The sequence below is a fragment of the Curtobacterium sp. MCSS17_006 genome, from assembly GCF_003234215.1.
GTDB classification, from domain to species: domain Bacteria; phylum Actinomycetota; class Actinomycetes; order Actinomycetales; family Microbacteriaceae; genus Curtobacterium; species Curtobacterium flaccumfaciens.
On record NZ_QKSO01000024.1, the window covers coordinates 1 to 12,677 of the forward strand.

11 protein-coding genes and 1 pseudogene are annotated in these 12,677 nt (G+C 72.1%); 8 read left to right on the forward strand and 4 right to left on the reverse strand.

All coding sequences use genetic code 11. The annotated features are described in order from the left end of the window. The 3 genes and pseudogenes from DEJ21_RS17345 to holA all read left to right on the forward strand — a co-directional run. Positions 1–251 (forward strand): ComEA family DNA-binding protein (locus tag DEJ21_RS17345; protein WP_146247831.1); only part of this gene is annotated, 251 nt, incomplete at its 5' end. Between the two features lie 558 nt (positions 252–809). After that, positions 810–2,045 (forward strand): annotated as a pseudogene (locus tag DEJ21_RS18730) (ComEC/Rec2 family competence protein); the annotation flags it as partial. Positions 2,046–2,667: 622 nt separating this feature from the next. After that, entirely contained in the window at positions 2,668–3,687 is a 1,020-nt protein-coding gene (gene holA / locus DEJ21_RS17355) for a DNA polymerase III subunit delta (RefSeq protein ID WP_027465301.1), read from the forward strand. Positions 3,688–3,864: 177 nt separating this feature from the next. Here holA and rpsT read toward each other — a convergent pair whose 3' ends face one another. Next, complete coding sequence (gene rpsT / locus DEJ21_RS17360; RefSeq protein WP_017886662.1) at positions 3,865–4,125, reverse strand: 30S ribosomal protein S20; 261 nt, start codon at positions 4,123–4,125, stop codon at positions 3,865–3,867. 222 nt (positions 4,126–4,347) lie between these two features. Here rpsT and DEJ21_RS17365 point away from each other — a divergent pair, with 222 nt between their 5' ends. Continuing rightward, positions 4,348–5,514 (forward strand): pyridoxal phosphate-dependent aminotransferase, encoded by a 1,167-nt coding sequence (locus DEJ21_RS17365; protein ID WP_111225448.1) that lies wholly within the window; start codon positions 4,348–4,350, stop codon positions 5,512–5,514. A 289-nt stretch (positions 5,515–5,803) separates the two neighbouring features. Further along, positions 5,804–7,651 carry a translation elongation factor 4 gene (gene lepA, locus DEJ21_RS17370; RefSeq protein WP_017886664.1) on the forward strand — a complete coding sequence of 616 codons (1,848 nt, stop codon included), beginning with the start codon at positions 5,804–5,806 and terminating at the stop codon, positions 7,649–7,651. A gap of 7 nt (positions 7,652–7,658) precedes the next feature. On the opposite strand, the gene DEJ21_RS17375 is transcribed toward lepA, so the two are convergent. Next, positions 7,659–8,156 (reverse strand): hypothetical protein, encoded by a 498-nt coding sequence (locus DEJ21_RS17375; protein ID WP_111225449.1) that lies wholly within the window; start codon positions 8,154–8,156, stop codon positions 7,659–7,661. A gap of 131 nt (positions 8,157–8,287) precedes the next feature. On the opposite strand from DEJ21_RS17375, the gene DEJ21_RS17380 reads away from it, so the two are divergent. Continuing rightward, a complete protein-coding gene (locus tag DEJ21_RS17380) occupies positions 8,288–8,935 on the forward strand; it encodes a DUF1990 family protein (RefSeq protein WP_035808235.1) in 648 nt (215 codons plus the stop codon). Positions 8,936–9,007: 72 nt separating this feature from the next. Here the strand turns inward: DEJ21_RS17380 and DEJ21_RS17385 are convergent, their stop codons facing one another. Next, the gene (locus DEJ21_RS17385) at positions 9,008–9,700 is read right to left on the reverse strand and encodes an HAD family hydrolase (RefSeq protein WP_181435953.1); all 693 of its coding nucleotides are present in this window, start codon (positions 9,698–9,700) and stop codon (positions 9,008–9,010) included. Positions 9,701–9,729: 29 nt separating this feature from the next. On the opposite strand from DEJ21_RS17385, the gene hemW reads away from it, so the two are divergent. Continuing rightward, positions 9,730–10,983 carry a radical SAM family heme chaperone HemW gene (gene hemW / locus DEJ21_RS17390; RefSeq protein ID WP_111225464.1) on the forward strand — a complete coding sequence of 418 codons (1,254 nt, stop codon included), beginning with the start codon at positions 9,730–9,732 and terminating at the stop codon, positions 10,981–10,983. 42 nt (positions 10,984–11,025) lie between these two features. On the opposite strand, the gene DEJ21_RS17395 is transcribed toward hemW, so the two are convergent. After that, positions 11,026–11,517: a DUF4870 domain-containing protein gene (locus tag DEJ21_RS17395; RefSeq protein WP_309146994.1), complete on the reverse strand. Its 492-nt coding sequence runs from the start codon at positions 11,515–11,517 to the stop codon at positions 11,026–11,028. Between the two features lie 110 nt (positions 11,518–11,627). On the opposite strand from DEJ21_RS17395, the gene hrcA reads away from it, so the two are divergent. Further along, the gene (hrcA, locus tag DEJ21_RS17400) at positions 11,628–12,647 is read left to right on the forward strand and encodes a heat-inducible transcriptional repressor HrcA (protein ID WP_027465308.1); all 1,020 of its coding nucleotides are present in this window, start codon (positions 11,628–11,630) and stop codon (positions 12,645–12,647) included. Positions 12,648–12,677 lie beyond the last annotated feature (30 nt).

A 12,677-nucleotide genomic window follows, 5' to 3' on the forward strand; every position in this document is an offset into this window, starting at 1 on the left:
GTGCTGCCGCCGGCCCCGGCCCCGGCAGCGGCGCTGGGGGCTCCGGGGGCGAGGGGGCTGCCGTCGTCGATCTGAACACCGCCGACCAGACCGCGCTCGAGACCCTGCCCGGCATCGGACCGGGGCTGGCCGGGCGAATCCTCGCCTGGCGTGACGAGCACGGCCGGTTCGCCGCGGTCGAGGACCTGCTCGACGTCAGCGGCATCGGCGACGTGCGTTTCGCCGAGCTCCGTGATCGCGTGCGGGTCTGAGGGGCGACGGTGCAGCTCGCGCCGAGTGCGATCGACCTGCGGGTCGCGGTGCCTGTCGCCGCCGCCTGGATCGCGACCGCCCTGCTCGTCGGCGTGCCCGACGTGGCACCCGTGGTCGGTGGGGCCGCGGCGCTCCTGACCGGCGTCAGCGGCATCGTGCTCCGGTGGCGTCGGGGCACCGGGGTCGTGGCGGCCGTCGCCGGGCTGCTGCTCGTCGCGGGGGCCCTGACGACGCTGCTCGCGGTGTCGGTCACCGTGGGGGACTCCAGACGGGCTCCGGAACCGCTGCGTGCGCTCGTCGCCGGTCCGGGGGCGGGGCACGTGGACGTCGAGGCGGTGCTGACCCGCGACCTCGTGCCGGGTGACCGCTCCGCCACCGCGTCGCTCGTGCGCGCTGACGAGCTCGACGGGCTCCGCGTGCCGATCCGACTCGTGCCCGACCAGCACGGCGGGGCACCGGGTGCCGTGCTGGCGGCCGGAGCCCGGGTCACCGTGACCGCCGCCGTGCAGCCGGACGAACCCGGATCGGCGACCGCGTTCGTGGCGTTCGCGCGCGGGATGCCGTCGTCGGTGCCGCCCGACGGGCTGCGCGGCGCCACCGACACCGCGCGACAGGCGTTCGTCCGGGCCACGGCCGACCTGCCGCAGCCCGGAGCGGCACTGCTGCGCGGACTCGCGATCGGGGACCGCTCCGGCCTCGACCCGACGACCGAGGCGGCGATGGAGACCTCGGCGCTGACGCACCTGACGGCGGTGTCCGGGGCGAACTGCGCGGTGGTGGTCGGGCTCGTCGTGGTCCTCGGTCGCGCCTGTGGGCTGCCGAGAGCACCTCGAGCGGCAGTGGCCGTCGGTGTGCTCCTGGTGTTCGTCGTGCTCGTGCGGCCCGACCCCTCGATCGTCCGGGCGACGGTCATGGCGATCGTGGTGCTCGTCGTGCACCTGGCCGGGCGACCGGTGCGGGGCGTCCCGCTCATCGCCCTCGCCGCGGTCGGCATGCTCGTCGTCGACCCCTGGTTCGCCCGGTCGTTCGCGTTCGCCCTGTCCGTGCTCGCCACGAGCGGGATCGTGGTGCTCGGCCCGCCGCTCACCGAGCTCCTGGCTCGTCGTGTGTGGCCGCCGCTCGCCGCCGCACTCGCGATCCCCGTCGCGGCGCAGGTGGCGTGCTGGCCGGTGACGATCCCGCTGTCGGCGGCGCTCCCGACCTACGCGGTGCCGGCGAACCTGCTGGCGGAGCCGTTCGCGCCGGTCGTCACGGTGGTCGGACTCGCCGCGTGTGGCCTCGCTCCGGTGTGGCCGCTGGGTGCGCAGGGGCTCGCGGCCGTCGCGTGGGTCCCGGCCGCCGCAGTCGGGGCCATCGCACACGGGGCGGCGGCCCTGCCCTACGCCTCGGCACCCTGGCCCGACGGGGTGCTCGGTGTGGCCGCCGCCGTGCTGGTCTGCGGCTGCATCGCGATCGCCGTGCTGGTCCGGGGGCAGCTCGGCTCCCGGCTGCTGCTCGCCGCGGGGGTCGTGGTCGTCGTCGGTGTCGCAGCGGTCACCGTCCCGGTGCTCGTCGTCCGGGGATCGGTGCCCGGGGACTGGTCGGTCGCCGCGTGCGATGTCGGGCAGGGGGACGCCGTGCTGCTCCGTGGCGACGACGCCGTCGCCCTCGTGGACACCGGCGACGACGAGGAACGGCTCCGGGCGTGCCTGGGCCTGCTCGGGGTCACCCGGATCGACCTGCTCGTCCTGACGCACTTCGACCGCGACCACGTCGGTGCGGTGGGCGCGGTGGCCGACACCGTCGAGACCGCCCTGGTCGGACCCGTCGGCCGTGCGTCGGACGAACGGGTGGTCGACGACCTCCGACGTGCCGGTGTCGACGTCCGGACGGCCGATGATCGCGTCTCCGGAACCCTCGGGCCGCTCGCCTGGCGTGTGGTGTGGCCGCTGGTCGGCGACCGTGCCGCCGGCAACGACGCGAGCATCGTGCTGGCCACGGGCCCGGCGGACGGAGACTCCTGTCCGGCGTGCCTGACGGGGGTGTTCCTCGGCGACCTGGGGGAGTCGTCGCAACGTCGCCTCCGGAACGCCGGGGAGCAGCCGGTGGGGCCGATCGACGTCGTGAAGGTGGCGCACCACGGCTCGGCGGACCAGGATCCGCAGCTCTACCGGGGGCTCACGGCGCGGGTCGGGCTCGTCGGGGTCGGCGCGGACAACACCTACGGACACCCGACGCCGTCCGCGCTCGGCATGCTCGAGGCCGCGGGCACGCTGCCGCTCCGCTCCGACGAGCTCGGCACCGTGGTGCTCGCCCGGTCCGGCAGCGACGAGGTGCGTGTGTGGACGGAGCGCTCGTCGTCGGCGGCCGCCCGTAGGATCGACGGTGCACCACTCGACCCGGCACCGTCCGGGCCGGCACCACCGGAAGGACCACATGGCCGCCAAGAAGCCCGCGCGCGCCGCAGCGAAGATCGACCAGGTGCCCTGGTCGGGGATCCGTCCGGCACCCGTCGTGCTCATCACCGGACCCGAGGCGTTCCTCGCCGACCGCGCCCGCGGTGTGCTGAAGGACCTGCTGCAGGGCGAGGACCCAGCACTCGAGGTGCACGACCTCGAAGCCGACCAGTACGCCCCCGGGCTCCTCGCGACCCTCGCCAGCCCGTCGTTGTTCGGCGAGCCGCGACTCGTGCAGGTCACGAACGTCGAGAAGTGCACCGACGCCTTCATCACCGAGACGATCTCGTACCTGCAGGCCCCCGCCGACGACGTCACCCTGGTGCTCCGGCACGGGGGTGGTGTGCGCGGCAAGAAGCTCCTCGACACGATCCGCAGCGGTGTCGGCGGCGGGGTCGAGGTGCTGTGCGACGAGCTCAAGCGCGAGACCGATCGCATCGACTTCGTGAACGCCGAGTTCCGCGCCGCACGACGCCGGATCGCGCCCTCCGCCGTCCGGACCCTGGTGACCGCGTTCGCCGACGACCTCGCCGAACTCGCCGCCGCGTGCCGACAGCTCCTGGCGGACGAGGCCGAGGAGATCACCGACAAGGTCGTCGACAAGTACTACGGCGGTCGCGTCGAGACGAACGCGTTCAAGGTCGCCGACATCGCCCTCGCGGGCCGGTCGGCACCGGCGATCGTCGAGCTGCGGCACGCCCTGGCCACCGGCGAGGCACCCGTGCCGATCGTCGCCGCGTTCGCGAGCAAGATCCGCACGATGGCGAAGGTCAGCGCCTTCCGGGGCCCGAGCGGGCAGGCGGCCTCGGCGCTCGGTATGGCGCCGTGGCAGGTGCAGCGCGCGCAGCGTGACGTCGCCGGCTGGAGCGAGTCCGGGCTGGCCAACGCGATCATCAGCATCGCCGAGGCGGACACCGCGGTGAAGGGTGGCTCGCGCGACGCGCACTACGCGCTCGAGGTCATGGTCCGCACCATCGCCCGACGCGGCGAGCCCCGCTGAGGCGAGTCAGGCCTCCCGGCTGTCCCGCGCCTGTCGGCCGGCGCTTCGTGAGCAGAAACGGTCGGGTCCGCCATCGCGACCCGACCGTTTCTGCTCACGAAGCGAACCAGAAGCCCCACGCACGACGAAGGCCCCGCACCAACGGTGCGGGGCCTTCGGGCCAGAAGGGTCAGGACGTCAGAGCGACGAGACCTTCTTCGCGATGGCCGACTTGCGGTTCGCGGCCTGGTTCTTGTGGATGACACCCTTGCTCACGGCCTTGTCGAGCTTCTTCGACGCGAGGGCCAGGGCAGCAACGGCCTTGTCCTTGTCACCGGCGGCGACGGCGTCGTTGGCACGACGGATGTGCGTCTTGAGCTCCGACTTGTACGCCTTGTTGCGCTCGGTGGCCTTGAGGTTGGTCTTGATGCGCTTGATCTGCGACTTGATGTTCGCCATGAATTGCTCCTGCTCGTCTCGTACGGGTGGGCGCGACCGCAGGGTAGAGGGGCCCTTGGTCGCATCGCGTTCCACCCGTGGGCGGGGAACGCGGAAGCCAGCCACCAACACTACCAGGCAAGCGGGCTGCCACCAAAGCACGAAACACCGCCGGATCGGCGGAAGCCCGCGGCCGACCGCGCCGAAACCCCACGGCAACACGCACCGGATACCGTGACGGACATGCCCTCCCTCGCACCGCGCATCGACACCGTGCCCGCCTCCGGCATCCGGAGGGTCTTCGAACAGGCAGCCCTGCTGCAGTCGAGCGGCACGGACGTCACGATGCTCGTGATCGGCGAGCCGGACGTCCCGGTGGCGCCGCACATCGGTGAGGCGGCCCGTCGTGCCTGGACCGAGGACCGCACCGGGTACACCGCGAACGGCGGGATCGCGCCCCTCCGCGAGGCCGTCCGCGACAAGCTCCGCCGTGAGAACCGGATCGAGGCCGACCTCGAGCAGATCTGGATGACGATCGGCGCGACGCAGGCGCTGTTCCAGGCGATGACGCTGACGCTGAGCCCGGGCGACGAGGTGCTCGTGCCGGACCCCGGCTACACGACCTTCACGATGAACGCCCACATCATCGGCGCGACCCCGGTGCCGTACCGGCTGGAGCCGCAGCACGGGTTCGAACCCGACCTGCAGGCCCTCGAGGCGAGCGTCACCGAGCGCACCCGGGTGATCGTCGTGAACTCGCCGTCGAACCCGCTCGGCTCGGTCTTCGGCGAGGAGACCCTGCGCGCGCTGCTGGCCTTCGCGAAGCGGCACGACCTCTGGGTGATCAGCGACGAGGTCTACGAGTACTTCACCTACGGCACCCGGCACGTCAGCCTGGCGGCGCTCGACGAGGACGACCGCGTGTTCTCGGCGTTCTCGCTCAGCAAGACGTACGCGATGACCGGCGTCCGTGTCGGGTACCTCGTCACCCCGAAGGGCCTCGGCGCGACGATGCGGACCACGCAGGAGGCCATGATCAGCTGCGTCGCCGAACCCGACCAGTACGCGGCCCTCGCGGCGATCGTGGGGGACCACTCCGCGGTGCGCGACGCTCGGGAGCACTACCGCGCGAACCTCGAGGTCGCGAAGGAGACGCTCGACGCCGCCGGCATCCGGTACCTCGACCCGCGCGGAGCGTTCTACCTGTGGATCGACATGTCGCACGCGTCCGACGGGGACATCGCCGAGTGGGCGCTGGGGTTCCTGCAGCGTGAGCGGGTCGCCGTCGCGCCGGGCAGCGCCTTCGGACGCACCGGCGAGGGGTGGATCCGCGTGTGCCTCGCAGCCACCGCGGACGACCTCCGGCGGGGCCTGGGCGCGCTGCCGGCTCCGGCGCACGCGACCGTCTGACGCGATCCACACGGCCAGGAGGCCCGGTGCCGGTCGGCAGGACGGCGCACGGTGCGTGGTCCTCCACCTGGTGCGAGGATGCTCGCCCCGTGCCGCGCAGCATCCGGTCACCGGGCGGTCAACGGCGCACGGACCCGCCGACCTCGCACCGTGCGGGGTCCAGCACGCCGACGCGAGAGCGCACCGGGAGCGGATCAACCGCGCACCGTGCGCGGCTGACGCGCGCCGTGCCTCCAGGGCGGGTGAAGCGTGGGAGACTGTTGCGACCGTCCGACCCACCTGAGGAACCGTGAGCCCACAAGCATCCGCTCCGCTGGAGCCCGCAGCGACCCCGGCCGACGCGATCCGCAACTTCTGCATCATCGCGCACATCGATCACGGCAAGTCGACGCTGGCCGACCGCATGCTGTCGATCACCGGCATCGTCGAGGACCGCGCGATGCGTGCGCAGTACCTCGACCGCATGGACATCGAGCGCGAGCGCGGCATCACGATCAAGTCGCAGGCCGTGCGCATGCCGTGGGAACTCGACGGTGAGACCTTCGCGCTGAACATGATCGACACCCCCGGGCACGTCGACTTCTCGTACGAGGTCTCGCGCTCCCTGGCCGCCTGCGAGGGCGCGATCCTGCTCGTCGACGCCGCCCAGGGCATCGAGGCGCAGACGCTCGCGAACCTGTACCTGGCGCTCGAGAACGACCTCGAGATCATCCCGGTCCTCAACAAGATCGACCTGCCGGCGGCCGAACCGGACAAGTACGCCGCCGAGCTCGCACAGCTCATCGGTGGCAAGCCCGAGGACGTCCTCCGGGTGTCCGGCAAGACCGGCGTCGGGGTGCCCGAGCTCCTCGACCTGGTCGTCCGTCGTGTTCCGGCCCCCGTCGGCGACGCCGAAGCGGCGCCCCGCGCGATGATCTTCGACTCGGTCTACGACAGCTACCGCGGCGTCGTCACCTACGTCCGCATGATCGACGGCACCATCTCGCCCCGCGAGAAGGTCCAGATGATGTCGACCAAGTCGACGCACGAGATCCTGGAGATCGGGGTCTCGAGCCCGGAGCCGAAGCCCACGAAGGGGCTGTCCGTCGGCGAGGTCGGCTACCTGATCACCGGCGTGAAGGACGTCCGCCAGTCGAAGGTCGGCGACACCGTCACGAGCGCGCAGAAGCCCGCGACCCAGGCGCTGCCCGGCTACACGGACCCGAAGCCGATGGTGTTCTCGGGCCTGTACCCGATCGACGGCAGCGACTACCCCGTGCTCCGCGAGGCGCTCGACAAGCTCAAGCTCTCCGACGCCGCACTGGTCTACGAGCCGGAGACGTCGGTCGCGCTCGGCTTCGGGTTCCGCTGCGGGTTCCTCGGGCTGCTGCACCTCGAGATCATCACCGAGCGGCTGTCGCGGGAGTTCGGCCTCGACCTCATTACCACGGCCCCGAGCGTGATCTACGAGGTCACGACCGAGGACAACGCCGTGACCGAGGTCACGAACCCCTCGGAGTTCCCGACCGGGCGCATCGTCGAGGTCCGCGAGCCGATGGTCCGCGCCGCGATCCTGGCCCCGAAGGACTACGTCGGCGCGATCATGGAGCTCTGCCAGCAGCGCCGCGGCTCCCTGCTCGGCATGGAGTACCTCGGCGAGGACCGCGTCGAGATCCGCTACGAGATGCCCCTCGGCGAGATCGTCTTCGACTTCTTCGACCAGCTGAAGAGCAAGACCCAGGGCTACGCGTCGCTCGACTACGAGCCCACCGGCGACCAGGCCGCCGACCTCGTCAAGGTCGACATCCTGCTGCAGGGAGACCAGGTCGACGCCTTCAGCGCGATCGTGCACCGCGACAAGGCGTACGCCTACGGCACGCTCATGACCGAGCGGCTGCGCAAGCTCATCCCACGCCAGCAGTTCGAGGTGCCGATCCAGGCCGCCATCGGCGCCCGCATCATCGCCCGCGAGAGCATCCGCGCGATGCGCAAGGACGTCCTCGCCAAGTGCTACGGCGGTGACATCACCCGCAAGCGCAAGCTCCTCGAGAAGCAGAAGGAGGGCAAGAAGCGCATGAAGACCATCGGTCGGGTCGAGGTCCCGCAGGAAGCCTTCATCGCGGCGCTCTCCGGCGACGTCGAAGAGAAGAAGAAGTAGCGCCGGTTCAGCCGGTCCGGCGGGCGCGGGCCCGCAGGGCGGCCAGGCAGAGGGCCGGGAGGCTCGCTGCGGCCAGTCCCGCCAGTGCGGTCCGCAGGATGGCCCAGTGGGCAGCCGCGTCGAAGTCGGTCTGCTCGCCGGAAGCCACCCCGGCGACCACGGCGCCGACCACCATCGCGAGCGTCACGACCGCGAGGACCAGCGCCAGCCGGCGGCCGCGATCACGCCGCACCGCCGACACCAGCGCGGCACCGAACAGCAGCACCCCGGCGCCGGCGCAGCTCGCCCCGACGGCGGCGATGACGTTCGCGGTGTCGAAGCCGTTCCACGACTCGGGGGCGATCGCAGCGGTGGCGTACCGGGCGGGCGACGCTGCGGCCGAGGTCGTCGCGTCCACCAGCACCCGGGCGGTCGCCGCCACGCCGAACGCGACGAGCGTGAGCGCGGCGAGGACTGCGGTCCGGCGGTCGACGGACCGCGGGCGGGCGGGGGTGGGGCGGGGCACCTGCTGACGATAGCCGCGGGGCGTGCGGTTGTCGGGCCTCCAGTTCGGGGTGCACGGCGGGTGGGCCGATCCGCCGGAGGTGAGCGCGGATCGGTTCGATCCGGGGTGGTCCGCCCAAGTACCATGGCAGCATGAGCATCCGCGGGAGCTACCGGACCGCCCTGACGTACGGCGCGGTGGGGGCGACCCAGGCGTCGGACCTCATGACCTACCCGCCGGACGGCTTCACGCCGGCCGAGTCGCGCGCGCGGATCGGACACGGCGACCAGCGGTTCGAGACCGCCGTGGTGCAGGCGCTCACGTGGCAGATCCAGGAGCGCAGCGGTGTCCGCGTGCGCGTCGAGGAGCAGCCCGACGACGACGAGGTCCGATACAACCCGGTGACCTTCGACGACGACGGTGTGCCGATCGCCCCGGCGTCCATCGGGACGCCCCGGGTCGAGAAGTTCGCCCCCGACGGCACCCCGCTGCTGACGGCGGGCACGAGCGCGACGCTGACGATCCACGCGTTCGGGCAGACCGTGCTGGCACCGGTGCGCGTCGTGTCGATCATCGACGAGCACGACCGCAAGGGGTTCGCCTACGGCACGCTCGAGGGGCACCCGCTCTCCGGCGAGGAGTCGTTCGTCGTCGAGCGCACCCCGGACGGGTCGGTGTGGCTGCAGGTCCGGCAGTTCTCGCAGCCGGCGAGCCGGAAGTGGCGCTTCGTGGCGCCGTTCGTGCGGCGGCAGCAGAAGGTCATGGCGGAGAAGTACCTGGCGGCGCTGCGGGGCGACTAGGCGTCGCGGTCGCACGGTCGCGGTCGCGGTCGCGGTCGCTCGCGGTCTCGCGACCCCGCCCGCTCCCGCTCCTCAGCGGAGCGGTGGGAGCGCGGCGATCGCGTCCTCGATGAGGGCGGCGTCCTGCTGGCAGTCGCGTGCGACGGTCACGGCGTTCGTGTGCCGCAGCGCATCGACGTCGTAGACACCCGTCGCCACGGCCAGGAAGGGGATGCCCGCGGCGTCCGCGGCCTCGCCGTCGCGCGGGGTGTCGCCGACGATGACCGCCCGGGTGCCGACCAGTTCCGCGGCGGCGCGCAGGGTGACCCCGGCCCGCTCGACCTCGGTGTCGCCGAAGTACGAGTGCTCCCAGTCGAAGACGTCGGGGTCGAACCCGGCGCCGGTGAGCTTCACCCGGGCGCGGTACTCGGAGTTGCCGGTGAGCAGGCCGTTGCGCCAGCCGAGTTCGGCGAACCGGGCCAGGAGCGCCTTCGCACCGGGAACCGGGCTGCGGTGGTCGCCGGACGCGTGCCGTTCGGCGGTGAGGTCGTGCAGGTGCTGACTGACCGAGGGGATCAGGGTGTCCTCGAACGCGTGGGCGCGCACGTGCTCGGCGATGAGCCCGGCGTCGGTCCGGCCGTGCTGGTGGCCGACCCGCAGGGTGAGGTCGCGGCCCACCGCCCGCTCGAGGGCGAGGTGGTAGAGGTTGCCCGGGGACGACGCGTTCATCACGAGGGTGCCGTCGATGTCCCACAGGACCGTGGTGGGGACGGGATGGTGCTCCATGGCTCCCATCATGACGGACAATGGACTTCATGCCGAGTGCTCTTCCGATCGCCGATCCAGCACCCGCGGACGGCCTGATCACCCCGTGGGCGGCAGCGGGCTCCGCTGCCGGGCCGGGGGATGCTCCCGCCGCCGGTGACGTCCCCTTCGGCGTGTACGTGCACGTGCCGTTCTGCCGCGTGCGCTGCGGCTACTGCGACTTCAACACCTACACGGCGTCGGAGCTCCGCGGCGTCCGCCGTGACGACTACGCCGGCCACGCCGTGCGCGAGATCGAGTGGGCCGCGACCGTGCTCGACCGTTCCGGTGTGCCGCGGCGGCCGGTGTCGACCGTCTTCTTCGGCGGCGGTACCCCGACCATGCTGCCGGCGTCCGACCTGGCGATGATCCTCCGTGCGATCGACGACACCTGGGGCATCCTGCCCGGGGCCGAGGTCACCACCGAGGCGAACCCCGACTCCGTCGACGCGGCGTCGCTCGAGACCCTGCGGGCCGGCGGCTTCAACCGGATCAGCTACGGCATGCAGTCCGCCGTGCCGCACGTGCTCGCCACGCTCGACCGCACGCACGACCCGCTCCGGGTCCCCGTCGTCGTCGACCTCGCGAAGCAGCAGGGACTCGACGTCTCGCTCGACCTCATCTACTCGACGCCGGGGGAGTCCCTCACCGACTGGCGGACCTCGCTCGACGCCGCGATCGCCTGCGAGCCCGACCACGTGTCGGCGTACTCGCTCATCGTCGAGGACGGCACCGCGATGGGCCGCATGGTCGCCCGCGGCGAGCTCCCCGCCCCCGACGACGACCTGGCCGCCGACATGTACGAGCTCGCCGACCAGGTGCTCGGCGACGCCGGCTACTCCTGGTACGAGGTGTCGAACTGGGCGCGCGGTGACGCGCACGCGAGCCGCCACAACCTCTCCTACTGGAAGGGCCACGACTGGTGGGGCGTCGGCCCCGGCGCGCACTCCGCCGTCGCCGGCACGCGCTGGTGGAACGTCAAGCACCCGGCCGCGTACGCGAACCGGGTGCTGTCGGGGGAGTCGCCGGCCGCCGGCCGCGAGACCATCGACGACGAGACGCGGTACGTCGAGCGACTGCTGCTGGCGGCGCGGGTCCGCGGGGAGCTCGCGACCAGCGAGATCCGCCAGGAGGCCCGTGGCCGGGTCGCCGGGCTCATCGCACGCGGACTCGTGGACGGGTCGGCCGCGGTGCGGGGACGGATCGACCTGACCCTGCAGGGTCGCCTGCTCGCCGACGCGGTGGTGCGGGAGCTGCTCGACTGAGGGGCGTGCGCACTGCTTGCTGCGCGCTGCTTCCCGGTGCCGCTACTGCTTGATGAACTCGATCGAGAGCGGGTAGCGGTAGAACTGGCCCTGGTTCGCGGCGACCGCCGCCATGATGCTGAAGATCAGCGAAACGATCGCAGCGGCGAGCACGATCAGGACCCCGACGCCGAACACCGACGTGAGCGAACCGACCACGTAGGCGATGCCCATCGTGATGTGGAAGTTCAGCGCGACGCGGGTGTGCTCTCGGACGAAGCCGCCGCGGTCGCGGAGGACCAGGTAGGCGACCAACGGTGCGATGAAGTTGAAGAAGATGCCGCCGATGTGCGTCAGCGTGGCCCACAGGCGCTGGTCCTCCGGGCTCATCGGCTGCGGCGGAACGTAGCCGGCCGGGTACTGCGGTCCGCCCGGGTACTGCGGTCCGCCCGGGTACTGCGGTCCGCCGGGCTGCTGGGGCCCACCGGGGCCGTGGCCGTACGGGCCGCCGGGCTGCTCGGGTCCGGGGCCGTCGGGCTGCTGTCCGTAGGTCATGGCGGAAGCGTACCGGCCGACCGCCCGGAAGTCCCGGGCCGTCAGCGGTCGGGCGTAGGATCAGCAGTCGACACGTCCGAGTGCCAGGTCGATCGGGAAAGGAGGCGCTCGTGGTCAGTGAACGCAGCCTCGAGGTCCTCAAGGCCATCGTGCGCGACTACGTGGCGTCGCGTGAACCCGTCGGGTCGAAGACCATCGTCGAGCGGCACGCCTTCGGGGTCAGTGCCGCGACGATCCGCAACGACATGGCCCTGCTCGAGGACGAGCAGTTGATCGCCGCACCGCACACCTCGTCCGGCCGGGTGCCGACCGACAAGGGGTACCGCGTCTTCGTGGACCACCTGGCGGGTGCCCGTCCGCTCTCCAGCGCGCAGCGGCACGCCATCGAGACCTTCCTCGGTGCCCCGAACGACCTCGACGAGGTCCTCGGGCGCACCGTCCGGCTGCTCAGCCAGCTCACCAACCAGGTCGCACTGGTGCAGTACCCCTCGATGGTGCGCGCCCGGGTGCAGCACGTCGAGCTCGTCCGGCTCGGTGACGCCCGGTTGATGGTGGTGCTCATCACGGACACCGCCCGCGTCGAACAGCGCGTGGTCGAGACCGACGTGCCGCTCGACGAGGACTCGCTGGGCGAGCTCCGCACCGTGGTGAACGGCGCGACCGTGGGGCTCCTGCTGCAGGACGTCCCGACCGCGCTCCGAGCCGTGCCGCAGCAACTCCGCCCCGACGCCCAGACGCTCGGCGGGGTCGTCGTCGCCACGCTCATCGAGCAGGTCGCCGCGAACCGGCAGGACCGCCTGCTGATGGCCGGTGCGGCCAACCTGGCGAAGAGCGAGCAGGACTTCTCCGGCGGCCTCTTCCCGGTGCTCGAAGCGATCGAGGAACAAGTCACCCTGCTCCGCTTGTTCGGGGAGATGCAGGTGGACGACATCGCGGTGGCGGCCAGCATCGGCGTCGAGAACGCCGAGTACGGACTCGACGCCACGAGCATCGTCGCCGGCGGCTACCTGGCCGGTGGCGAGGTGGCCCGACTGGGCGTCCTCGGACCGACCCGCATGGACTACGGCACGAACATGGCCGCCGTCCGCGCCGTCGCCCGCTACCTGTCCAAGCTCCTGGGCGAACACTGACCAACCAACCGACCGAACCCAACCGACTGA